Below are 25,361 nucleotides of genomic sequence, written 5' to 3'. Positions count from 1 at the left end.
ACGTTTTGCAGCAGGAAACTATTCACTTGGTGGCGGATCAGGTGGCTGGGTCTGTTGTTCGATTACACCACTTCTTTTGGCCCTACGCTCCCAGTTTTTCCGGGCCAAAAGTTGTAAGTCGGCGATGTTATCACTTTCATCCATGATTTCGAGGCCCAGAAGGGTCTCAATAACGTCCTCCATAGTTACAATACCACTTACCGATCCGTATTCGTCCACTACTAGGGCAATATGTTCGCGTTTTGCGATCAGGGTATCGAATAACTGTGGAATGGGTGTATCCCTTTTGGTAATCAACAAGTCCCTGCGAATTTCCGAAAGGGTAATATTTCCATTATCATTGACAATTTCCTCCAATACATTGTCCTTAAGCACAAAACCGGTAATATTATCCACCTTGGTATCGTAAACGGGGATACGGGAAAACCGAAGCTTGGGATTATCGTTAAAAAACTCCTGAACCGTACTCTGCTCAGAAGCTATTTTTACCACTGCCCTTGGGGTCATGATGTCCTTGACCAATACCTCATCAAAACGGAGTAGGTTTTTAATAACGGTAGATTCCGATTCTTCAAAAACCCCTTCTTCTTGGGCAATGTCAGCCATGGCAGTGAAGTCTTCCCGACTTAATACACTCCCATGATGACCCTTACCGCCGACCAATTTGGTAAAAAGTTGCAACAACCATAGAAGCCCTGTCCATTTTAGTGCCAAAACCATTATTTTGAGGGATTTGGCCGTAAAATTGGCCAATTGTCGCCAATAGGTTGCACCTATGGTTTTTGGAATAATCTCCGAAGCCACTAAAATCAAAATGGTCATAACCGTTGAAACTACGCCCACCATGACGTCCTCTGTAAATGCTATACCAAAGACCTTGTGCTGTGTGCTACCATACAGATTGGCGTAAGCCACCTTGGCCTGTACCCCTACCAAAATGGCACCTACGGTATGGGCTATGGTGTTTAGGGTGAGGATGGCAATCAATGGTTTGTCCACGTCCTTTTTCAATCCCTCTAGGGTTAAGGAATAGGACTTGCCCTCCTTTTTCTTGAGATTGATAAAGGTTGGTGTAATGCTCAAAAGGACGGCCTCCAAAATGGAGCAGAGAAAGGAAAAAAATATGGAAACAAGGGCATAAAAGAGTAATAATCCCATGGAAGCAGTTTTACCAAATCAAAGATACCAATTATATTAGTGAAACCTATTTTTAACGGAGAGGCCTTATACTAGCGAAACAAAGGGTTTAATTGTCATGATATATCAGGGGGTTTCCACATCTTCCCTTGGAATTAACTTTTTTTAATCCGGAGGTAAATGGGCCCGATAGAATACCTGTTGTAGGGCAGAACGAATATTTAAACTATATAGGTTACGATTCTCCCGGGTAGGGTTGACCCTATTGGAAAGAAAAATAAATACCAATTGGTTTTTTGGATCCGCCCATACAAAAGTACCGGTAAAACCACTATGTCCGAAGCTTTCGGGGCTTGCCTCAGGTGCCGGGTAGGCTTCATCCAGTGACAGTTCGGCATTGTCCAGTAGCGGTTTGTCGAAACCTAGACCACGTCGATTTTCATTATCCGGATACTGTACTTTTATGAATTCCTTTACCGTGGCTTCGGAAAGGTATTGCCTGCCATCATAACTACCATAGTTTTGATAGAGTTGCATGATCTTGGCCAAATCGATGGCAGAACTAAAAAGGCCTGCATTGCCGGATACGCCCCCTAAAAGTGATGCATTTTCATCGTGCACCCAGCCCTGGGTCAACGTATGGCGGAACAAGGTGTCCTGTTCCGTCGGGACAATTTCGTTGGGGAAATTTTTTGTTTTGGGCTTAAACCCTAAGGTAACGGCTCCCAACGGCAGGTAAAAATTCTTTTCCAGATAATATTCATAGGATTCACCGGTCAATTGTTCTATGAGTTCTGGAAATATTAAAAAAGTGAGTCCCGAGTAACGGTATTTCTTTTCATCGGAAACCTTTGAGCGGTTAATCATACGATACATTTTCCGATTAAATCGATTATTTACATAAAGTCCCTCGTAGGCCTTGTTTTGAAATCGATTTTTCTTCGTTCTTTTTACAAATCGACCTTTAAGTTTTCCATTTTTTTTGATGACCTCGTTGAGAAAAATGATATACGGCTCCAACCCCGCCTGATGTGCCAGAATCTCACGTAAGGTTAAATCTTTTTTGTCCTTTATATTCTGCCAGGGTTTCCAATAGGTACTAAAGGGTTTGTCCAAGTCCAATTTCCCTTCATCCACCAGTTTCATAAGGGCAGGTAAAGGTCCGGTTATCTTGGTGACTGATGCCAAATCGTAAATATCGTTCAAAGCAACGGGCCGTATGCTATCATAAGTATGAAATCCATAGGCCTTATGAAAAATAACCCGGGCATTTTTGGCGACCAGTACCTGTGCTCCAGGAAAGGCCTCCATTTTTATACCATTCGTCATAATAGAATCGACTTTGGTATGTACATATGATGAATCGAGGCCTACCTCCGATGGTAGACCATAGGTGAGTTTTCCTGACCAGGGAATGTTTAAAACTGTGGCAGACCCTTCCTGCGCCAAGGCCATTCCAAAAAGTAAACCAAAAAAAACAAAAAGCAACTTTTTCATGAGTATCATAGATTCATTCTAAAAAAGAGAAACGGGTTTTCATTAAGTAACATTGGCGTCAAGTTTATGTGAATGCTTGAAGACTATGAAATTAATCGTACCGCGTCCTTGGCAAAGTAACTTGCAATAATGTCCGCACCGGCCCTTTTTATGGCGGTCAGTTGTTCCAGTAGTACCGCATCGTGTTCCAACCAACCCTTTTCCGCAGCCGCCTTGAGCATGGCATACTCTCCCGAGACTTGATATACCGCCACGGGGACCTCTACGTCATTTCGTATTTCCCGAACAATATCCAGATAACACAACCCGGGTTTTACCATAACGATATCCGCACCTTCATCAATATCCATTTGGGTCTCCTTTAAGGCTTCCAAACGATTGGCATAATCCATTTGGTAAGTCTTTTTGTCTTTGGGGACATTTTTCATGTCCACTGGAGCGGAATCCAGGGCATCCCGGAACGGCCCATAAAAGGCACTGGCGTATTTGGCACTATAGCTCATGATACCCGTTTCGGTAAATCCCTCTTCTTCCAAGGCCTCGCGTATGGTAAGGATGCGGCCGTCCATCATATCACTCGGGGCTACAAAATCGGCTCCCGCCTGGGCATGACTGATGCTCATTTCCGCTAAAACCTCTGAAGTTTCGTCGTTTAAGATTCGACCGTTTTCGACAATGCCGTCATGGCCATAGGAAGAATAGGGATCCAAGGCAACATCGGTCATCACCAACATATCCGGGCACACATTTTTTACATGTTGTATGGCGAGTTGCATAAGTCCGTTCGGATTCAAGGCTTCGGAACCTTTATTGTCCTTTAGATTATCCGGCACTTTTACAAAGAGCAATACGGCACAAAGGCCCATATTCCAAAGTTCCTTGACCTCTTTTTCCAGGTTATCCAAACTAAGTCGGTAATACCCGGGCATGGAAGGAATCTCCTGTTTTATTCCACTACCTTCCACCACAAAAAGCGGGACCAAAAAATCATGGGGTGTAAGTACGGTCTCCCTAACCAGGTTCCGGATGGTCTCGGAGCTTCGGAGTCGTCTATTTCGTATCAGCGGATGCATAATATGTTTTTTGCTTCAAATTCGGAATTCTCAAAGATAGTCAATCGTCCAGGGTTGCTATTTCTTTCAATGGAATTATATCAACATTTCCAAAAGTAACATCGGTATTGTGGGCGATAAGAAGGCAAGAACCACCGAGGTGTTTTGTTTTGGAGATCTCCACCGCTTGGAAATCCCATTCTTTGGGCTCATCTTTATCCGCTTCCCAAAGCTTTACGGAATATTGTACACTATTGTCGGAAAGGTCTTGTACCCGATGTTTCATTCCGTAAACTACGCCCTCCCTAATGGTACGATATTGATCCTCCTTTTGCTCCTCGTAAAAATTATCACCATCAAAGATTCGCCATCTACAGTTTTTATAGCCGTCGGTAATCCTGAATTCGGCCGTGGCACCCAAAGGATGCCATTTCCTATTGGGCTGCAAACTATCCCTATCATGTCCAGGCCACAAGGTAGCCAAGGCCGCATGGGATACATTGTACGTAGGTGGACCTTCCTCCGGTGGAGTATATCCGTGAAAGGTTACGGTAGTAGTTACTTCGTAGTTTCGCCAAAAAGTATCACCAATGGCCAGAACCCTGTCATAATATACGTCCTGGGTGCGAATACCTTGGGGAGTTATTTTCCAATGGCCGTCGACCACCTGTATCACATCCTGAATATCCTTAACCTCTTTCCAGTTTATGGAATAGGGTAAGGGCCATTCCGTTTTGGGATTGTAATGAATACTTATTTCTTTTGATGTAAGTACCTCGTCATCCCTTGCGACATAGAGATCTACTGTGTTTTTGCCTTCTTTCAGCACATCCCTATAAATTTCGATATTGAAATCACCTTGGGCAGCCAATCGGTGGAGATCCGAACCTAGGGTAACTAAATGTTTTTCTTGGGAGTTATTGAGCTTATAATATGCGGTTATTCCGGTACTGTCCGCTTGGATATTGCCCAGGATATTGATCTGGGCCTGTGGATGACCTACATTGCCAAAATACTGTTCGGTTCCATACCATACTGAAATAGTTGCTTCGGGACTCGATATATTGGTTTCTCCGCACCCTAACAACCAAAAAATACTGGACAGTATTATAGTGGTTAAACCTGTACTTCGAATAAAACTCCGAAAAAAAAGCCGCGCTATCTTCATTATACATTTTATCGCGAAATAGAAGGGTTCCATTCGTATGCTTTTTAAATCAAGATAAAACAATTTTAAATTTCAATTTCACCGATTAAATAGGGTACAGCCCTCCCAGATATCTTAATACGTTCCCCCAAGTCTTCGCAAAAAAGGTCACCGCCTCTTTGGGATAATTGCTTGGCGCTCAATTTCGTTTTGCCCAACTGTTTTGCCCAATAGGGAGTAAGTGTGGTGTGAGCGGAACCCGTTACGGGATCTTCATCGATTCCCGAACCTGGAGCAAAAAACCGTGAAACAAAGTCTACCTTGATTCCCTTGGCGGAAACAATAACACCCCGTACATTGGCCTTGGCAAGCATGTGGAAATTGGGCCTAATGTTCTCTATATCCCGTTGGGATTCATAAATTAACAGATAATCCGTTTTTCCCTTAAAGGTCTGTATAGGAGCTTTTCCTATAGCTTCATTCAATGTATTCAAAGGCTGGGCTTCGACTATGGAATCTACCGGAAAATCCAAGGTTAAAAGCCCATTCTTTCCCTTTTCGACTGACAGGGCTCCACGGTTTTGTGAATAAAAAATAATTTTATCCGCGGTGACACCGTAGTAATTAAACAGTACAAAGGCCGAGGCCAAGGTAGCGTGTCCGCATAAGACAACCTCAATGGATGGGGTAAACCATCGTATGGCATAACCCTCCTCTTTTTTTACCAGAAATGCGGTTTCCGCTAGATTATTCTCGGCCGCTATCTGTTGCATGGTTGTGTCATCCAACCAATTTTCGAGAACACAGACCGCTGCCGGATTACCGGAAAAAACCCGATCAGCAAAAGCGTCTATTTGATATATATTGAGTTTCATGATTCAAATGGATTTTTTCCTTTTCTTCCAAATTTGAAAATTTCCATCCCTTACCACGATATCAAAACCTAAGGAATCTAGGATATCCTCACATTCTTGAGCTTCTTCCTGGGTCAATATATTGGCGAAGGGATGTAATTCCATAAAAATTTGGTCAAATTCCGCTATTCCTTCTTTATAATTTCGAAACAGGTCCAGTTCGCCTCCCTCAATATCCATAATCAAGGTATCGAAATCGATACTGTATTTTTTGCGCAGTCCCTGAAACGTTTCTCCCTTTATTTGAATCTTGTTAGGGGTCTTGCGCTTGGCACTCCCACCAACGATGAGGTGATGGATATAAAAATCGTTGATTTCCTTATTGGAAATGATACAATTTTCAATGGCAAATCCGCAATGGTTTTCTTGCTTGTTCTTTTCTATCCAAGGAATTAGATTTGGATTGGCCTCCAATACCACATGCGCCGAATTGTCGGAAAGCAACTGATTGGTCAAGCAGGAAACGTAACCCAAGCAGGAACCTAGTTCCAACACTTTGGCATCTGGGGAGAGATATTTCTTTAGATATCTGGACTCCTCCTCCTCATAGGTACCTAGGACAAACCGCCCCCGAAACTTAAAATCCGTTAAGTGAAAGGGGACATGAATCGTTAAGCCGTCATTTTTAAATACCTTCTTAAAATAGGTGAAGTAAACTCCCGCAAGAAATAATCTAGGTTTTTTGAACATCCAAGCTTTTTTAAAGTTGAAAAGACCTTACGGATAAATTTAGGAAAATATCCGACATAATCTGGACGATCAGCTTTAGTCCAGACCGAATTTACGATTAAACTTGTCCGCCTTTTGTATCCATTTTTTCGGGGCGTTAAGACGGTATCCAATATACAACTCCACAAAAGTAATAATGTCATCTAATTGGGTGTTTTGATCGGTTCCGTGTTCCAATACCTGAGCGTTTAAGTTAATACCGGTAAAAAACCGCTCAGAGTTATAACCCATGGCACTTCTAAAAATTATTTGGGCCAGACTGGAGGTGAATGTCTCTCCTTCGGAACGTGTAAAATTAGCCCCTAATCCTATGGTGGCGCCTGCAGAAAGCAAAAAGTGCTTTCCTACCACTAAATTGTAGTAATACCCTGGTCCAATTGCGAGATTAAAGGAATGGTCGTTACCGGGTTGAATATTGGCATCTTCTAACCTAAATCGGGTATAATAAAACGTAAATCTGGGAATGAAGCTGCCCGCACTTTTTTTCTGCCATTCATTTTGGAATCCTATGGCCCTAAACGAAAAATTCCTGTTAAAAATAAAACTGGTCGTACCGCCTATTTTTAAGGTGCTTAATTCCGGAAAGGGTATAACGTCATTGTTAAATTGGGTAAAAAACCCTTTTTGTCTATAGAAGTCCAAAGTTTGCATCCAACGCCCCAAAAACATTCTAAAATTTAGGGTAAAGAGTTTTGATCCGCTATTGTCCCGATTTTCGGAGAAAAAATTGGGAGCATAGCCCAAATCCACCTCTACGGAACGGAATAAGGCGGAAAGCCCGAGAAAGGTTTTGTCATTGGGAATAATCTCGGTTTGTTCCCCGGTTTCATTATCGGTTATCACAAAGCTATTCGAGGTGTTTTGCACACCAAGTCTCAAAGTGACCTTTTCCGGAAATCTACGGATGTATAAGCTGTCATTTTGTGATAAAGTGACCCAATGATGTAGTCCCAAAAAAAAGAAAAAAATCCATTTTAGACCCATTCTTTGGGTTTTTGAAGAATTTTGACCAAACGCTCCTCTTCACTCCCCGCCTCGGGATGATGGTCATACTGCCATTGTACATGGGGGGGAAGGCTCATCAAAATACTTTCAATACGGCCATTGGTCCTTAATCCGAACAGGGTGCCCTTATCATGCACCAGATTGAATTCTACGTAGCGTCCACGTCTGATTTCTTGCCAGTTCCGTTGTTTGTCGCTGTAGTTCAGCTTTTTGCGTTTTATAACAATTGGCATATAAGCCTCTAAAAAACTATTGCCAACCTCGGTCACAAACGCATACCAATCCTGCATGGACATCTTTTCCGAAGTCCTGCAATAGTCAAAAAAGAGTCCTCCCACACCGCGTGCCTCGTTCCTATGTGCATTCCAAAAGTAGGTATCGCACTTTTCCTTGTAGGTCGTATAAAACATCGGATCATGAGTGTCACAAGCCTTTTTGCATATGGAATGGAAATGAACCGCATCTTCATCGAAAAGATAATAAGGGGTAAGATCTTGTCCTCCTCCGAACCATTGATCTACGATGTTCCCTTTTTTATCGTACATTTCAAAATACCGCCAATTGGCATGCACCGTTGGTATCATGGGACTTTTTGGGTGAATGACCAAACTGAGGCCACAGGCAAAAAAATCAGCATCCTTAACCCCAAAATAATTTTGCATACTCTGAGGCAGTTCCCCGTGAACCGCGGAGATATTTACCCCTCCTTTTTCAAAAACCGCCCCGTTCTCGATAACCCGGGAACGACCGCCACCTCCTTCGGGACGCTTCCAATGATCCTCCCTGAAGGTGGATTTGCCATCTATCTTCTCAAGTTCGGAAGTTATGGTGTCTTGGAGATTTTGAATGTAAGCGTAAAATGTATCTTTCATAAGCGCTGCCTCACGATTCCTTGCCCAGTGACAGAGGGAATTTATTGGGTTAACGATTTAGTTCATACAACTCCATATCCAATGCAGACTCGTTGGGAGGAGAATATTCCTTTTTTAATGTGGTTCGCCATTGGTAGCCGCATTTTTCCGCTACTCTAATACTTCCCGTATTGGGGCGATGGACGATGATTTGAAGGGTTTCCAATTCCAAAACCTCAAAAGCATAGTTTGATAGCGCTTCGACGGTTTGCGACATCCAACCTTTGCCTTCAAATTGATAACCAATACAATAGGCCAATTCGGCTTGCCTTTTGTTGTAATCCACTTCCTTTATGTACACCAGGCCGATAATCGTCCGATGCTCTTTATGCTTTAGTTTGAACAACAATTCTTCCTTTGCCATGAATTGCTTTACCTTTTTTTCTACAAAATACCTGGACAAGTCGGGCGTAAGATTTTGTTCAAGTGTCTTTGGGAAGTACCGTTTTAACCTTTCCGCGTTGGAAACTACAAAATCGCACAATTTCCAAGAATCTTTTTCCTGGATAGGTTCAATATAATAATGGTCAAAATCCAGTACCATTTTTTGCCATATTCTAAGCCCCTATATCTGGTTGGGGTATTCCTTAACGGCATCGATAAATGCCTTTGCGTTTTCCAACGGAATATTGGGGAGTATTCCATGTCCCAAATTTACGATGTATTTATCCTTCCCGAACTCGTTGATCATTTGGGTAACCCTACTTTTGATTTGTGATGGAGGCGACAACAATCGGGCGGGATCAAAATTACCTTGTAGGGTAATGTTCCCTCCTGAAAGGTATCTTGCATTTCTGGCGGAACAGGTCCAATCCACACCTAATGCGGAAGCTCCGGACTTCGCCATTTCCTCCAAGGCGAACCAACACCCTTTTCCAAAAACGATTACCGGAGCGTCATCTTTCAGGGCATCCACGATTTGTTGCATATACTGCCAAGAAAATTCCTGATAATCGGTCGGGGAAAGCATACCGCCCCAAGAGTCGAAGATTTGAACGGCATTTACCCCGGCCTTTACCTTGGCCTTGAGATAGGCGATGGTAGTATCCGTGATTTTTTGTAGCATTTCATGTGCGGCCTGTGGTTGTGTAAAACAGAATGCCTTGGCCTTATCAAAGGTCTTGCTACCCTGCCCTTGTACGCAATAGCAAAGTATGGTCCACGGAGAGCCCGCAAAACCGATCAGGGGAACTTCGTTGTTCAATTTTTCCTTGGTCATGCCTATGGCTTGCATAACGTAGTCCAATTCCTGATCTACATCGGGAACTATTGCGTCATCCACATCTTTTTGCGATTGGATCGGATTAGGCAGGTAGGGTCCGAAATTCGGTTTCATCTGCACCTCAATATTCATGGCCTGGGGAATCACTAAAATATCACTGAAGAGAATAGCGGCATCCATGCCAAATCTTCGGATGGGTTGTACGGTGATTTCAGAGGCCAATTCCGGGGTTTGGCAGCGGGTAAAGAAATCATACTTTTCCCTGATCTCCATAAATTCCGGTAAATAGCGGCCGGCTTGGCGCATCATCCAAACGGGAGGTCTATCTACGGTCTCACCTCGTAAGGCTTTTAGAAATAAATCGTTGGCAATACTCATATTTTCAATTCGTTCATCATTTTATGGACTTCAAACCAAATCTTATTTTCCAATTTGGATTTATTGATGCTATTGCTGTTTGTTTTTCCAATCCAATACTTTTTGGGAGACATTTAAAACGGCTGCCAAAAGCCTTATGTTGTATCATAATGCTCATTTACCCTGTCAATTACACTTTCAATGGTAGGTATTCTCGCTACATAAACATTGGCAAAATGCTTTCTGGCTACCTTAGCGGTAGTTTCGCCAATACAATATGCAATTTTATCGGCTGGGTTCTTTAGCAAATAGCTTTCTATCCCGGAAGGGCTAAAAAACAATATACTTTCTACTTCGCCAGCTAGCTCGATCGGTGAATATTTGGTTCTATAGGCTTCTACTTCGTTGACAGTGATATTATTTTCCGATAGAACATCAGGTAGCTCATCCAGTCTTTGGTCGCTACAAAAATAGGTCACTTCCAGACCGTCCATGTATTCTACTAGATATTGGGCCAGCTTCGTTGCATTTTTCTCTTGATGTTTTACGGGGCCTATCCGTTTTTCAATAATGCGTTTTGTTTTGCGGCCCACACAATAAATATTTTCAAACTGCAACTTATCTGCCGTACTGTGGGTCAAAAGGGCCTCTACGGCATTTTGACTGGTGATGATGACATTTTGAATCTTGGATTTTAAGACTACCGAGGGAATCCGGGAAGGATTCACTTGAATAAAATCCTCAGAATCTACGGTTACGGAATCCCTAAACAGTGATAGTTGATCTGAAGTCAGTTTTTTTGTAGAGAAAACCGTAGCGTTTTTGATTACGGCTCCCTGTATTTCGGACATTAAACGTTTCCCTCCACGGGCCAAAATACTATTGGCGCAGTCGCGACCAAGATTGTGATGCTCGCCAACTCTTGCGGAAAGCTCTGACTCCAACTTTTTGCTACCATCGATGCTCAATAGAATACCTTGTAGGACAACACGGTCTTCCTCTATTTTCGCCAGAGCTCCGATCGGAGCGGTACAACCGCCTTCCAACTTGTTCAGAAATTGACGTTCAACGGTGGTGCAAATTTCGGTGGGTTCATCATTGAGTTCCGCGCAAGCGTCCAATATGGCAACGTCCCCTTTTCGGGCAACGATTATAATAGCCCCCTGTGCCGGTGCTGGCAACATCCAGGTCAACCCTATAGTGTTTTTGTGCTTAATGCCAATTCGCTCGAGGCCGGCAGCAGCAAATATGGCACCGTTCCAATCACTATTTCTTAATTTTTCGATTCTTGTATTCACATTCCCCCGCAGATCGGTAAGGGAATGGGTGGGGTAGCGATTGAGCCATTGTGCCTTTCTTCGGAGACTGCCGGTTGCAATTACGGCATCCTTTTGGGCTAAAAATTCCTGGTTGTCCTTATAGGCTAGGATATCCAGAAAATTGCCCCGTTCCAAAACTGCAGCCTGTACAATATCGTTGGGCAATAGGGTAGGCACATCCTTCATGGAATGTACGGCAATATCGATTTCCCCTTTTAATAGGGCAACATCCAAGGTTTTGGTAAAAATTCCTGTTATCCCCAGTTCGTGGAGCGGTTTGTCCAGTACCAGATCCCCAGTGGATTTAACGGGAACCAGCGCGGTTTTGTGACCCAGAATTTCCAGTTTGTCCTTTACCGTATTTGCCTGCCATAGTGCAAGTTCACTATCGCGTGTCCCAATTCGGATGGTTTTGCCCATTACGATTTCACTTCCAGTTGAAATACTTTTTGAATGAGTTCCAGACTATCATCGGCATCGGTGTGGGTCTCCTTGAGGTGATTGGCGAATTGCTTCGTTATTTTTTGGATGATTCTATTGGTAATTACATCTGCCTGCTCTTCATTAAAATCTGACATTTTTCTGGCTTGGTAATCCAATTCCTCGTCCTTCATCGTCTTCAACTTCTTTTTAAGCGCACTGATTACCGGAGCGAACTTACGGGTTTCTAACCATTGGATAAAATCACATTTAACCTCTTCGATAATGGCCTCGGCCTGAGGAATAAACCGCTTTCTGCGTTCCAAGGTCTCATCCGTCATTTGAGAAAGCTGGTCTAGATGGATGAGGGTCACATTGTTTAGTTCCCTAACATCATCGGCCACATTCTTGGGGACGGAAAGATCCAATATCAATAATGGCTTTTTGGTGTAAATAAGTTCCTTGGAAACCGTGGGATGGTGTGCTCCGGTCGCTACAACAAATATATCGGCACTTCGGATCTCACTTTGCAGGTCTCCATAATCCTTTACGGTCAAATTGAATTTGCCTGCAATTTTTTCCGCTTTGTCCTTGGTACGGTTTATTAAGGTAATATGTGGATTTTTGGTGTGCTTGATGAGGTTTTCACAGGTGTTACGACCAATTTTCCCGGTACCGAAAAGGAGAATATCCTTTTCTGAAATATCTGGTACGTTCTTTAGAATATAATGCACGGAAGCAAATGCCACCGATGTAGCACCTGATGAAAGCTCTGTCTCATTTTTAATACGTTTACTGGCTTGGATAACTGAATTGCAAAGCCGTTCAATAAACGGATTGGCGATATTGTGCTTTTTGGAACGATTAAAGGCTTGCTTAAGTTGGCTGATGATTTCAAAATCCCCTAGGATTTGGCTATCTAACCCTGTGCCTACACGAAACAGGTGTCCTATGGCATCGTTGTTTTTATAAACATAGGCCACTTCCTGAAACTCCTCTACAGTCCCATGGGTATTATCGCATAGCAATTTTATCAGCTGAAAGGGATGTTGTGCGAAGCCATGCAATTCAGTACGGTTGCAGGTAGAGGTAACCAGAAGGCCATCTATGCCCATTGCTTTGGCATCTACCAAAAGTTTGTCCATGGCCGTCTCTTCCAAACTAAATTTGCCACGTACCTCGGCATCTGCCTTTTTATAGTTTAGGCCGATTGTATAAAATGAATTGTGTCTGGAAATATGGTAATCTTTCATTAAAATCCAAGAATCGAAAGCAAAAATAGAAGCATAGCCCCAATAAAAATAACGCCATAGGTTCTTTTAATAACGTTTGAAGTGTTTTTGGGCCAATTTCAGTATTAATCCGACCAAATCCCTTAGTTTTGTAGGAAACAAAGGGCTTTTATCCTATTTTATTTAGAACAGTTCTAAATAGAAAAATATATAAACCATTGCCATATGCAACAGAAAAATGTCGTTCAAGGTTCTTATGATGAAGTCCTTATCGAAAACGGATTTTACGTCTTGAAAATTCAAAACGATACTTCTGATTTTCAAAAACTTACCCGTGAAATAGATAGCTCGTTTATACAATTTCACTTTTGCCTTAAAGGACATGCCAAGTTCATTTTTAATGAGGGGAGGTATGCATTGGAAGTCTCGGAGGAAAACTCCCTCTTGCTCTACAATACCCAATTGGATTTGCCCATGAACGTGCTGTTGGATCCTAATTCATGGATGGTCTCCATTGTGATGACCATACGTAAGTTTCATTCGCTCTTCTCAAGGGAGGCCGATTACATTCCCTTCCTGAGTCCGGAAAATAAGGAAAAGAAGTATTATTCCCAGGAAGCCGTATCTCCTGCCATAGCGGTAGTCTTGAGCCAGATAATGAATTACAATCTACATCCCTCCGTAAAGGAACTGTATATACATGGCAAGGTCTATGAACTGGTTTCGCTTTATTTCAATAGGAATACGGATGCCGATGTAGAGCAATGCCCTTTTTTAGTGGACGAGGATAATGTTAGACGTATTCGCCAGGCCAAAGAGATTATTATTGCCCAAATGGCGGAACCTCCAAGTTTACAGGCCTTGGCCAAGGAGATAGGACTGCCATTAAAGAAATTAAAGGAAGGTTTTAAACAAATTTATGGTGATTCGGTCTATAGTTTCCTTTTTGATTATAAGATGGAACATGCACGGCGACTGTTGGAAACAGGGCAAAACAATGTAAATGAGGTGGGATTGAAAATAGGCTATAGTACGGCCAGCCATTTTATAGCCGCCTTTAAAAAGAAATATGGTACCACTCCGAAAAAATATGTGATGTCCTTGGCAAATGCCTAAGGGTTTGGCCTTGCCACCATAATACCCGTATTCTTTTTTACTTTTTTTAAATACTCCGATAGCGGAAGCTCGGTCACTTCCACTTCCATGGAGCCGGTAGAGGCATGCAACAAATGGATTCTCCCATCTTTTTCGCGGGTCGCGATACCGGTATGGGTAACGTCCAGGCCATCGATGGAGGTAGCCAATGCGATAATATCCCCGGATTGGATAAGGTGCTCTTTTATTTCGATTTGATCCTGAGGCAAAACACAGATGGATTGGTCGTTCAGATAGTTTTCCGAAGCTTGTATTTTCCGGAAATTTCCCTCATCCTTTAGGAATGGATATAAATCCCGATGAGTGCTCATGAAATTGATATCCTTGGTGATTTCGATTCCCCCTATTTCTGAGCTGATATCCTTCAGCAATCCCTTTTTTTCATTATTGGCGATCCATTCCGAAAAATAGTGTAGACGGGACGCATAACCGTCCAGCCTTCCATCTTTATACCGAACGGTTTCCAAGGTTTGGGTAAAATCGTCAAAGTCGTACTTCCCACTTTTGAGTAGTAAACCAAAGGTCAAGACGTTTTCCACAAAAGTGGTACAATCCAAACCGTGAAGGTTGATGACCAAGGTCTCAATATCGCCTACTTCCAAGGTCTTGGCCACATAGGGCGTACCCATAAAGGTTTTGCCTATGGCCACCATGGTCTTTCCAAAATCATTTTCCAACAAGCCATCAATCGCTATGGTCTTGTCCTTAAACGCTTGTTTGTCAGCAGGGGAACAGGTGATTTGTTGGGCGATTATAAATCGACTAAAAAGAACAAGTAGTATAAAAACTAATCTTTTTGACATCTATGGTTCAAAAATGGTTATTTGGTGATTGGATAGAAATTCGGGATTTTCCATGGGCAAGTTAAAACTACTTGAGCGATATTCCATCCTCTCAACGTTAATATCGGGATATTTTTCTAATATCTCGTCGGGAAGTTCCCCAATGGAGGGGCTAAAATCCTTTGGTACCGAAAGAGACCATCGTGTCTGTATATAATTTCCGTCCCCTGAAGAACCCTCCTGGTAATCCCATTTGTGCAATGCGTCGATGAAGTCTAGATCAATATCGAACGAAAAGGCGTTTAAAGATCGATCCACTACATTCATTACAGGTTTTTCCGGAATAACCAAAGTGTCCAGTGCTTTCCCATAGTGTGATATGCCGTAATCGTATCCGTCCATATTTATGTTAAACAGGGTTCTATATTTATTGAACATATCCAAGTATCCAATTTTTAATGGGTTCGTAACTACGTCCCGATTAAGAACTGAAATGACATCATGTAACCAATAGCCTCCATATTGGCTAAAATCTTGGTCTTCCTTAAAACCTGCAATATTTAGATTAAATCTAGTGTGCGGAGGTAATGAAATGCCTATTTCCTTTTCAAAATCAAGAAAATCAGTGATGTAGTTGGCAGAAAGATTTTGAACCTCCGAGTTGTTCAAATAAAAATATTTTAGGTGGTTATTTCCGTCTAAAATGGATATCAAGTAGTCGTCGAAGCCTTGGTATGATTCGATTTGAAGGTTTAGCTCAAGAGTACCATTGGGCAATCCTGTACCGCCAGATGAAAAACCTAGCCGTCCTCGTCCAGATGATAACTCAACCTTTGTGGGAGACGCATTTCTGAAGGGGTCGGGGATATCCTGAATGGAGAGGTTGAACTCACCTGTTTTTGTATAATCGGGATTTTCTGGAGGAGGATTGGGGCCAATATTTTCGATAGAGCCTTTATTGACAGCAACCGTAGTCGAAATCTCGAAGTATTGGTTACCATTGGTAGTTCGATAGTTAAGGTAGGTAACCGCTATAGTTGGTGTCAATACATCAATTGGGGCGTCGAATTCGAGTTTGTCCCCTGTTTCATAAGCGCTATAACCTAAAAGATTTCCATTTACATCATGAAGTATTACCCAGTCATCTGAAGCTTCCGTCAAGTTGGGAGGGCTTTCTGTGTTTAAAGCAAAATAAATTTCGGTTTCTTGTCTTGGCTCCTCCGGTTTGGGTTCTTCCTTGGAATCGGAATCAGAGGTTTCATCCTTTGAACAATTAATAGCGCACAAAACTGAAATAAGAAAAAAAATAAAAGTGAATCTTTTTTCCACTATCATAAAATGAGTTTGTTTTTAATAATACTAATCGAAATCCCGAAAATTGAAATATTCCGTAATCATCTCACCACGTTCGGTATAGCTGCTATGGATAATATTGATGAATTCGTCGTATGAATATCCATTGTAATAAAGCTTTACCTCGTTTAATTCCATTTTATCCAGACCAAGAGTAGGATATTTCTCAACAATTTCTTGTGGAAGACCACCCAAAACATGGGTATTACCTCCCGAGGAGTTTACATTCCATTCTGTATTTCTAGAATCAGTTTCGAAAGTTCTATAAAGCCACTGTACGGTTTTTCTTAAATAGGATTTATCCGATTCAAATTCGAAGTCGCTTACTTGGTCCTTTATTATTTTGAAAGCCGGCTTTTGAGGTATGTCGATACTTTCCACTTTACTTCCTGACCTTGAATAGCTATATCCATAATCATCCAAGTAAATATTAAATATGGTCTGAAATTTTGCATAGCTATCAATATAACCAGCAATTGCTTTGTTATCCCAAGTTGGTCTAATGGTCCAACTTAAAAAATTGCTTTTATAAAAATAATTTGGGTTTTCTTCTGAATATGCTATTGTTGTGAGAAAATAGTTATTGTGTTCTGGTAATAGAAACTTTAAATAACTGTCATATTCATCGAAATCCACATAATCCAATACTATGTCACCTTCGTTTAAGGGTGATTGCAACAACATATATTTATGGTTGTTTTCTTGGTCATAAATACTGATTAAACAATCTTCGTTTTCATGAATGGGGACACTCAGTAGGGTCACTGAAGTTTTGCCATCCCCTTGAGCGGTAAAATGTGGTTGCTCAAAAATAAAACCCTTAGAGGTTCCCACATTGATTCGTGTAGCTCCGGCTATATAATTTCCTGGTAAATTGTTTACAGTAAGCTTAAAATGACCTATTATAGGTGGTTGATGTTCATAGATATCGACAGTTTTGTCCCAGATACTTCCCGTTTTTATATTTGTATATGTATTTATTTTATATGTGGGATTTGTTCCGTCTTCCGTAATCCTGGCAGAAAACAAAGTGACTGCTATGTTATTCGGAACATTATTTTTAGATATACTAAAATCAACCGAAGGGATATCATCGATTTGTCTATAATCCAATAAATTGCCTGAGGCATCATGAATAACAATCCAATCCTCCGGAAACGAATTGTCCTTGTGATTATAGGTAAAGTAAACCTCGCTTTCAGGTCCATTGGGCTCCTCCGGTTTGGGTTCCTCTTTGGAATCGGAATCGGGAGTAGGGGTTTCATCCTTTGAGCAATTGATGAATACAAACACAAAGGGGAGCAGCATAAATAGTAGTCGGGAAAGTCTCATCATCGGGGGTTTAATGATTTTAAGATATAAAAATAATGGGTTTTGTAGGAATTAAAAACAATATTTAAATTCTTTGGATGATATGGGATATTTCCAGGATAAACAGAGGGTCAATACCCATGATACCCATATCCCCCATAACCTATGGGCCGGTAAACCTGGGCGCGTTTTCGGTCCTTTAGATAAAACTCCTCCGTGGCATACGTAATCGCATCCGTTTCCGTGTCCGTATCCTCAATACGCAATCCTTCGTTTTTATAAAATGGCTTTGCCGTGAGCTCTTGCCCATTTTTAAATACGACCAGGCGCACGGTAAAATTGGTATCGTAATCCTGATTATTCCTTGTCTTAAAATAATATCCATTATAGGTTTCACCGCGAAACTGCAAGGTACGCTCTGCTACAAAAAGAACGGAATCCTGGTTTTGGATATAGGGCCGCTGTTCAAAGAGGAGGGATTCCGCCAGATACCGTTCGGTTTTGTACATCTTGGGAAATACATCCAACTTGTTGATTTCCTTGAGTTTGTTGAACAGTAACAACCGGCTATTGGTATTCTTGGCCAAATCGATCAACATCGCTTGTGGAATCGGGGATTCTTCCTGGGCCATTAACATAACATTGGTGGTGCGAATTCTTCGATCTTTTATCCATTGTAAACGTTCAAAAAATTGGGCTACCTCTTTTTCCTTGATAAAGGGATATAACAAAATGGCATAATTTTCCAATACCCCGTTATGACCCCGGATTTTTTTGTGGTACCCATTTTGTATGTTTATGCTGGATAGACCTATTTGTCGTTTCAATTGTATTTTGGCATCGTTCAGGATTTGTTTTCGGTATTTATGGTAACTCTTGGGCTTAATAAGACCTTTTGCCTTTAGTTTGGCCAGTAGGGAAAAGATACTAGGTTTATATTCGGCTATGGCACTGTAATCCAATAGTTCCGGGAATAACCTTTTGGCCAAAGGAAGGCTATCCCTGTAGGGCTTGAATATTCTGTGGATTTCCAAGGTATTGGAGACCAAAGGCAGATCCTTCGATAAAAGCTCCAGGAGAACGGCTACCGACTCCTCATCCGCCTTTTTCGTCAGGGCCTGTAGGATTTTGGTCTGGGCATTGGAGTTGTTGTAAGAGCGTACATAAAATTCGGTCAAGAAGGGGATCACCTTGGGATCGTCCAATTTTCCCAGTTGCTGTATCAAATGGGACTGAATGTATTTTTTATCCTCAGGGTATGTAAACTCAGAAATATAATACTTTAAAGAATCTATGTGTTTTTTTTGGAATTTCACAAACTTATGCCCTTCCAGTACGATGCTATCGTTGGCCCGTAAGGCCTCAAAAAAGACGGATGTCTTATCCTTCAGGATATCTTTTCCGACAAGGGTATCATAAGGTTGAAAATGTTCGAAGAATTGGGCGACGAAAGGGCTTGGGCCCAATAGGGTATCCGTCTGTGCCTTTAGTTCATAGAACAAACCTCCCTTGACTATGTTTTTCACAAGAATGCCGCGTGTACTGGCCGTATCCGTCAATACCATTTCCAGTTCATAATGTCCATCCTCCCAAAGGGTATCTTTCTCTTTTAGAATGCTCAGTCCGTTTTTGGTCTGTAGTTTTTTTCGGAACGCCCATACGGAATCGATATTGGGATACATCATCAAATCATGGGACTTGTTCAGTTCCAGGGTGACGGCCTCATTGTTTTTGTTTTGGTAAATGGTCTTCTTGGTGTAGGCTTCGTAAGCCTTGGGCCTGTAGCGCCCATTTCGGTACATTTTACTGTTTTCTACAAACTTTGGTGGTTTAACCGTCGTCACCGTTGTAAAGAACAATGCGGTATCCCGTACCTTTTTAAAGGGCTTGTTCCCGTCAATTTCCTTTACTTCAAAGGAGTCAAAAAAGGTAACGGCCTCTTCGGGGGATTTGGTCAGGCAGCCCATCAAATAATAATCGCCTCGCTTAAAAACGGTCTTTAAATGGAGCTCTTTTTTGGTAACGGAGTCCAAAACCGATTGGGATACCAAACTGTTGTTTTTGATTTTCTGGTAAATAGGGATCAGTTTCAATTCCTTATAAAACCGTTGCTGTATTTTTTTTAATTCGAACGAATCTTCCTCAATAAAATTAAAATCATTCAAGGTGGCTTTCCGCAAGAAATAATAGAAATCGGTAATGGAATCAAATCCTTGGATGAAGCGATCTCCTTTTCGGTAGCGATTTGGAAAACTGTACAGGGAAGGCATCCTTACCTGAAAATCATCAAAGCCCGAAGCCACCATACTATTTCTTAAAGTCGCTTTTTTAAATTGGATACTATTAAAAATGGTATCCGAATATTGGACGACATAATCACCCTGGCCGCCCATTTTGAAAATCAGGATTTCCAGAGGCGTTACGTAGATGTGATAGCGCTGATGATCCCCGTTTTTCAGTTGGTTTTTAATATCCAGGCCTTGGAACCCATTTCTATTGATTCGGGTTTTCTCCAATATTTTACCCGGAATATTCTCGAACAAAAGTTTGTCCAGGTCTTCCAGGGTATAGGTGACCTCATGCTTTAAATGTGAAAAAGTGGGGATGCGGTTTACCATCACATAGCTTCCATTGGCCAAATCCGGCGAGATGTAGGTGGTATTTACATAACCTGTTATGGGGTAAAGCTTATTGGGCAGCACCATGCTGAAGAAATTGTCATCCGGGAACTGGGTGGCATATTCGTTTTCCTTTATCGACTTTTCAAACTTTTCCTTGAGTCTTTTGCCTTTAACCGTAGATCGAGAGGTCAGTGGACGAACCGTGTATCCCATATCCCGCAGCATACCAATGACCCCTTGTTTTCCGGGCAAGTGGGCCGCACCGATACCGGCGAATACTTTTGCCCCGCGCATTACGGAATCCAGTTCCCTGGCCATAGTGCGATTGCGGATAAAGAGCATGTTCTTTAAGTAATGGTCGGTATACATGGCCTTGTCCAAGGAATCCAAAAGATTGATGTTCCGGTTGCGGTACGCATCTTGCAATAAGGTCATGGGATCCTGTAGTTGCATTTTTTTTTGCAGCCACTCGTCCGGTTTTTGCTTCATGGCATTTAAACTCGCACGGCCTACCAATGCCGTGGATTCCTCCAAGTCTTCCAGGGCAATGACTTTTTTATCGAATTTTTTCCCGGCCTGGTAAATGAACATGTCCAGATAAGTTTCTTCCTCAAAATTCTGGGAATACGCATTGGTCCGATATAGGATATTATTGACGCGTTGATCCTCAAAGGCCAAATAACCTGCTATCTCCTCCTTTCTCGGGTTTCTGACCGTAAAGGGATATCTATAGAAACCTTTGGGATTAAAGCTACTGCCTTGCCCTGTAGCCGTAAAGCCGATATTCTCATCAACTTCCAACCAAGTATCCGGATCGGACTCCAAGGCCACTATATCACTTTTATCCAATGCCTCGTAGAAAACATCGTCCAGTCGGAAGGCAATACGCTTGCTTACATGCATGGTTCCGTAGAGATAGGAACTTTGCTCCAATCCATTGCCGGATATCTCCCAAAGAAGGCTGTTTTCCTCTTGTGAAAAAGTCGAAAAGGAAGAAATACTTACAAGAAAAGCGAAAAAGAAACGCATTATTGTTTTGTTGTTTTGCCCATTTCTTGCAGGATCGCCGTTTGTCTATGTGATAACAGGTCTGCGCGTAATGCAAGTTAGGATGCCATTGCAAAATTAGGGAAGAGTATTCGGTGACCTTTCCCTATAAACCGTTAAAACGGACGATGGCTTTGGGTATAACGTATTTTGGTGTATGGTATTTTCACCCTAATCCTCTTTTTTATGATAAATACGATTATGGGCCGCCGTTTCGCATACAGTTTTGGCGTAAAAAAGGAGATTGATTTTTTCTATAACAAAATTAGAAAACAATCCACGGAAAGGACAGGAAGTTTTTGTAACAAGCCTTATTTTTACGGGCATTAAAAAAATTCTATGGCAAAAGGTGTTTTATTGGTCAATTTGGGTTCTCCGGATAGCCCGACCCCAAAGGATGTAAAACCATATCTGGATGAGTTTTTGATGGACGGACGGGTTATTGATGCACCTAAATGGCTACGTACCCTTTTGGTTCGTGGAATAATTCTCCAGACCCGACCTAAAAAGTCGGCTAGCGCATATGCCAAGATTTGGTGGAAGGAAGGTTCACCTTTGATCGTCATCTCCGAACGTTTTGCGGATAAGGTTCAAAAACAATTGAAGATTCCAGTGGCCCTAGGTATGCGATATGGCAGTATGAGCATTAAAAAAGCATTGGAAGAACTATCGGGAAAAGGGGTCGATGAGGTGTTATTGGTTCCCCTTTATCCGCATTATGCCATGTCCTCCTATGAGACTGTGGTGGTAAAGACGATGGAGGAACAACAGGTACATTTTCCCGAAATGAAGTTGACGACCTTGCCCGCATTCTATAAAAGTCCTGATTACATCAAAGTACTTTCAGAAAGCATTGCGCAGGGCCTAAAGGATTTTGAGTACGACCACATTTTGTTTTCCTATCACGGTATTCCGGAGAGACATATCCGAAAGAGCGATCCAACCAAGTTCCATTGTAAGATTGATGGTTCCTGTTGCTATATTAACTCTGTGGCCCACCATACCTGTTACCGCCACCAATGCTATGATACCACGGAGTTGGTCAAATCCTATCTGAAATTGGATGAAAACAAGTTAAGTTCTTCCTTTCAGTCGCGTTTGGCCGGTGATCCTTGGCTCAAGCCCTATACCGACTTTGAGTTTGAACGCCTGGCAAAGGAGGGTAAAAAACGCTTGGCCGTAATTACCCCGGCTTTTGTTTCCGATTGTCTGGAAACCTTGGAGGAGATTGCAATGGAGGGCAAGGAACAGTTTATGGAAGCGGGTGGAACGGATTACAAACATATTCCTTGTCTAAATGATGATGATGCATGGGTCGGGCTCATGGCGAAGTGGATAAATGAATGGCAGGCCTCCGATGTGTTGCCGGTTTAATGAAGTTTCCACAGCGGTTTAGCTAACCGTTGCAAAAGAATAACAATATATGAAATTGCTTGCTTTCCCATTCCCACTTTTGATAAGCTGGCAATAAAGAAAAAATGGCAAAAGTCTCAGCGGAACAACTCGGTACCGAACCTATAGGTCAACTCTTGATAAAGCAGGCGGTACCTGCCAGTATAGGTATCCTGGTCATGTCGCTCAACATATTGGTCGATTCCATTTTTGTCGGAAATTGGATCGGTTCCATTGCCATTGCCGCCATCAATGTGGTACTTCCGGTTTCATTTTTTATCGGGGCCTTGGGTATGGCCATCGGTATAGGGGGTTCCAGTATTATCTCACGGGCCCTAGGGGCGGGGAATAAGGAAAAGGCCCTGAAGGTTTTTGGGAACCAGGTAACCTTGACCTTGTTGGTCACTATTTCCATGGTGGTGGTGGGTCTTTATTTTGTAGATGACCTTATCCCTGCGTTTGGGGGCAAGGGTGCCATCTTTGAACCTGCCAAGATTTACTACGTTATTGTGGTCTATGGGGTTCCTATGTTGGCACTTTGTATGATGGGCAATACGGTAATCCGGGCCGAGGGCAAACCCAGGTTTGCCATGAATGCCATGATTATTCCTTCCGTTGGCAACCTGTTGATGGACTATATCTTTATCTATGAGTTGGACTGGGGTATGTATGGGGCCGCTTGGGCCACCACACTGGGCTATTTTTTCTGCCTGTGTTACATTGTTTGGTTCTTTCTTTCCAAAAACTCGGAGTTGAAACTGCGGATGACCGATTTTGGGTTGAACGGATCCATACTTCGGGAAATCGGGTCTTTGGGTTTTGTAACCTTGTCACGTCAGGCCACTATCAGCATCATCTATTTGCTGATGAACAATATTCTTTTTGGTTTGGGCGGGGAGGCCATGGTAGCCGTCTATGCCATCATCGGACGGATGCTGATGTTCGCCTTTTTCCCGGTATTTGGGGTAACCCAGGGCTTTCTGCCCATAGCGGGATATAACTATGGGGCCAAAAAATATCCAAGGGTACGGGAAAGTATCAACACGGCCATCAAGTATGCCGCTTTTATGGCCACCTTGGTCTTCATCTTTTTGATGGTCTTTCCCTCGGAAATAGCCGCTCTCTTTTTGAGTGACAAACCGGATATGTCCTCGGTTGAACTGGCAGCCAATGCTTTTGTTCTGGAACACACGCCCTTTGCCATGCGCTGGGTCTTTGCGGCAACCCCTATTATTGCCCTGCAGTTGATAGGGGCGGCCTATTTTCAGGCAATTGGGAAGGCAGTGCCGGCACTTTTGTTGACACTCCTGCGCCAAGGCTTTTTCTTTATTCCCTTGATTTTGATCTTACCGAATTTTTTAGGTGAACTTGGCGTATGGATCTCATTTCCAATTGCGGATGTATTAGCCACCATAGTTACGGGCTTTTATTTGAGGAAAGAGGTCAGGAACACTTTGTTGGCCAGAAGTACATAAAAGGCATCTGATTACAAAAATGGCCACTGCCCGCCGATTATTTTTTGAATATATGTGTTGAAGCCTTAACTTTTTGTTTCCCAGTTGTGACCCATGTCATATTTAGTCCCTATTTTTAAGGTTCCTTTAAAATTGTTTCCATGATCAAGAAGACCTTCATTTTCGCTTGCTGCTTAGTTTTTGTTTTTTTAGGCTGTACCTCCGAGGCGCCCAAGACCTATTCCCTCTTCGTAGGAACATATACCAATGGGGAGAGTGAGGGGATATATCGATATACCTTCAATACGGATAAGGGAACATTGGAAGACACCCAATTGGCCGCCACTTTGGTCAACCCTTCTTTTTTAAGGATTTCCCCGAACAAAGAATACCTGTATGCCGTAAAGGACGCACCGGATAGGAAAGGTGCAATGGCGGGATACCGCATAAAGGACGGGCTATTGGAGGAAATCAATTCAGAAGTTACCAATGGCCCACCATTCTGCCATGTAGGGATATCGCAGAATGGGCGTACCTTGGCAGCCTCGAGCTATCCCGGTGGAAGCATCTCCATTTTTCGGATCGATGATAAGGGGAAATTACTTCCCGACCCGCAATATATAGACCATAAAATAATCGATACCACAAAAACGTCCCATGCACATGCGGCGAAGTTTACCTCGGACGGACTTTTTGTAGCGGATTTGGGACTGGATGCCGTAAAAAGATATGTGGAAGGGAACGAACGGTTTGCCCCGGCCGAACAAGCTTCCCTGGATTTACCTGAAAAGGCAGGGCCTCGGCATTTTACGTTTAGTCCCGACGAGAAGTTTCTTTACGTAATTAACGAGTTGAATTCCACGATTACCGTATTTGAGCGAAAGGCCAATGGAGATTATAAGGAAGTGGAGACCCAAAATACATTGGCCACAGGTTTTGATGGAAAAAGCTATTGTGCGGATATCCATTTGTCCAAGGATGGCCAGTTCCTGTATGGTTCAAATAGAGGGGAAAATACCATTGTCATCTTTAAGGTAGATATAGGTTCGGGAAAATTGAATTTGGTTGGCCGGGAAAGCGTCCGCGGCGATTGGCCCCGTAATTTTGCACTGGATCCCACGGATGGATTTCTTTTGGTGGCCAATCAAAAAAGCGACAATATCACCGTTTTCCAAAGGGATAAACAGACGGGAGAATTGACGTACCTCCATGAAACCAAATTATCAAGCCCGGTATGCTTGGAGTTTTTGGATTTATAGATTTTCTATCACCAGCTACATTTTAGGACAAGGTCGGATTCTTAC

General features: G+C 42.5%; 20 protein-coding genes. 4 read left to right on the top strand and 16 right to left on the bottom strand.

Annotated elements, in window-relative coordinates; genetic code table 11:
- Positions 1 to 18: 18 nt before the first annotated feature.
- The 12 genes from ACO06Y_RS04400 to hemA form a co-directional block, all read right to left on the bottom strand.
- A complete protein-coding gene (locus tag ACO06Y_RS04400) occupies positions 19 to 1,158 on the bottom strand; it encodes a CNNM domain-containing protein (protein ID WP_422082617.1) in 1,140 nt (379 codons plus the stop codon).
- Positions 1,159 to 1,302: 144 nt separating this feature from the next.
- Positions 1,303 to 2,634, bottom strand: coding sequence for a serine hydrolase domain-containing protein (locus ACO06Y_RS04395; protein ID WP_422082616.1), 1,332 nt, complete (start codon positions 2,632 to 2,634; stop codon positions 1,303 to 1,305).
- 83 nt (positions 2,635 to 2,717) lie between these two features.
- Positions 2,718 to 3,707, bottom strand: coding sequence for a porphobilinogen synthase (hemB, locus tag ACO06Y_RS04390; protein WP_422082615.1), 990 nt, complete (start codon positions 3,705 to 3,707; stop codon positions 2,718 to 2,720).
- Positions 3,708 to 3,747: 40 nt separating this feature from the next.
- A complete protein-coding gene (locus ACO06Y_RS04385; RefSeq protein WP_422082614.1) occupies positions 3,748 to 4,887 on the bottom strand; it encodes a hypothetical protein in 1,140 nt (379 codons plus the stop codon).
- Between the two features lie 32 nt (positions 4,888 to 4,919).
- Complete coding sequence (locus ACO06Y_RS04380; protein WP_422082613.1) at positions 4,920 to 5,708, bottom strand: PhzF family phenazine biosynthesis protein; 789 nt, start codon at positions 5,706 to 5,708, stop codon at positions 4,920 to 4,922.
- Between the two features lie 3 nt (positions 5,709 to 5,711).
- Positions 5,712 to 6,437, bottom strand: coding sequence for an FkbM family methyltransferase (locus ACO06Y_RS04375; protein ID WP_422082612.1), 726 nt, complete (start codon positions 6,435 to 6,437; stop codon positions 5,712 to 5,714).
- Between the two features lie 75 nt (positions 6,438 to 6,512).
- On the bottom strand, positions 6,513 to 7,460 hold the full coding sequence (locus ACO06Y_RS04370) for a DUF4421 family protein (RefSeq protein ID WP_422082611.1): 948 nt from the start codon (positions 7,458 to 7,460) through the stop codon (positions 6,513 to 6,515).
- The gene (hemF, locus tag ACO06Y_RS04365) at positions 7,451 to 8,353 is read right to left on the bottom strand and encodes an oxygen-dependent coproporphyrinogen oxidase (protein WP_422082610.1); all 903 of its coding nucleotides are present in this window, start codon (positions 8,351 to 8,353) and stop codon (positions 7,451 to 7,453) included. The genes ACO06Y_RS04370 and hemF overlap by 10 nt, the downstream gene beginning before the upstream one ends.
- 49 nt (positions 8,354 to 8,402) lie before the next feature.
- Entirely contained in the window at positions 8,403 to 8,936 is a 534-nt protein-coding gene (locus tag ACO06Y_RS04360; RefSeq protein ID WP_422082609.1) for a GNAT family N-acetyltransferase, read from the bottom strand.
- A gap of 21 nt (positions 8,937 to 8,957) precedes the next feature.
- A complete protein-coding gene (gene hemE, locus ACO06Y_RS04355) occupies positions 8,958 to 9,992 on the bottom strand; it encodes a uroporphyrinogen decarboxylase (RefSeq protein ID WP_422082608.1) in 1,035 nt (344 codons plus the stop codon).
- A gap of 134 nt (positions 9,993 to 10,126) precedes the next feature.
- On the bottom strand, positions 10,127 to 11,710 hold the full coding sequence (hemC, locus tag ACO06Y_RS04350; RefSeq protein WP_422082607.1) for a hydroxymethylbilane synthase: 1,584 nt from the start codon (positions 11,708 to 11,710) through the stop codon (positions 10,127 to 10,129).
- The gene (gene hemA, locus ACO06Y_RS04345) at positions 11,710 to 12,963 is read right to left on the bottom strand and encodes a glutamyl-tRNA reductase (protein ID WP_422082606.1); all 1,254 of its coding nucleotides are present in this window, start codon (positions 12,961 to 12,963) and stop codon (positions 11,710 to 11,712) included. Before hemA ends, hemC begins: the two co-directional genes overlap by 1 nt.
- A 204-nt stretch (positions 12,964 to 13,167) precedes the next feature.
- On the opposite strand from hemA, the gene ACO06Y_RS04340 reads away from it, so the two are divergent.
- Positions 13,168 to 14,058 (top strand): helix-turn-helix transcriptional regulator, encoded by an 891-nt coding sequence (locus ACO06Y_RS04340; protein WP_422082605.1) that lies wholly within the window; start codon positions 13,168 to 13,170, stop codon positions 14,056 to 14,058.
- Here ACO06Y_RS04340 and ACO06Y_RS04335 read toward each other — a convergent pair.
- The 4 genes from ACO06Y_RS04335 to ACO06Y_RS04320 all read right to left on the bottom strand — a co-directional run bounded on the left by ACO06Y_RS04335 (position 14,055) and on the right by ACO06Y_RS04320 (position 21,193).
- A complete protein-coding gene (locus ACO06Y_RS04335) occupies positions 14,055 to 14,900 on the bottom strand; it encodes an N-acetylmuramoyl-L-alanine amidase-like domain-containing protein (protein ID WP_422082604.1) in 846 nt (281 codons plus the stop codon). The genes ACO06Y_RS04340 and ACO06Y_RS04335 overlap by 4 nt on opposite strands.
- On the bottom strand, positions 14,901 to 16,214 hold the full coding sequence (locus ACO06Y_RS04330; RefSeq protein WP_422082603.1) for a hypothetical protein: 1,314 nt from the start codon (positions 16,212 to 16,214) through the stop codon (positions 14,901 to 14,903).
- A gap of 24 nt (positions 16,215 to 16,238) precedes the next feature.
- Complete coding sequence (locus ACO06Y_RS04325) at positions 16,239 to 17,567, bottom strand: hypothetical protein (protein ID WP_422082602.1); 1,329 nt, start codon at positions 17,565 to 17,567, stop codon at positions 16,239 to 16,241.
- A gap of 107 nt (positions 17,568 to 17,674) precedes the next feature.
- On the bottom strand, positions 17,675 to 21,193 hold the full coding sequence (locus ACO06Y_RS04320) for a TraB/GumN family protein (protein WP_422082601.1): 3,519 nt from the start codon (positions 21,191 to 21,193) through the stop codon (positions 17,675 to 17,677).
- A 357-nt stretch (positions 21,194 to 21,550) separates the two neighbouring features.
- Here ACO06Y_RS04320 and hemH point away from each other — a divergent pair, with 357 nt between their 5' ends.
- The 3 genes from hemH (at position 21,551) to ACO06Y_RS04305 (ending at position 25,316) form a co-directional block, all read left to right on the top strand.
- Positions 21,551 to 22,585, top strand: a complete 1,035-nt coding sequence (hemH, locus tag ACO06Y_RS04315) for a ferrochelatase (RefSeq protein WP_422082600.1) — start codon at positions 21,551 to 21,553, stop codon at positions 22,583 to 22,585.
- Positions 22,586 to 22,689: 104 nt separating this feature from the next.
- Positions 22,690 to 24,078 (top strand): MATE family efflux transporter, encoded by a 1,389-nt coding sequence (locus ACO06Y_RS04310; RefSeq protein WP_422082599.1) that lies wholly within the window; start codon positions 22,690 to 22,692, stop codon positions 24,076 to 24,078.
- Between the two features lie 140 nt (positions 24,079 to 24,218).
- Entirely contained in the window at positions 24,219 to 25,316 is a 1,098-nt protein-coding gene (locus tag ACO06Y_RS04305) for a lactonase family protein (protein WP_422082598.1), read from the top strand.
- Positions 25,317 to 25,361: the final 45 nt, after the last annotated feature.

This window comes from Ulvibacterium sp. (genome assembly GCF_965228935.1).
Classification (GTDB): domain Bacteria; phylum Bacteroidota; class Bacteroidia; order Flavobacteriales; family Flavobacteriaceae; genus Ulvibacterium.
This window is presented reverse-complemented; position numbering and strand designations above follow the sequence as displayed.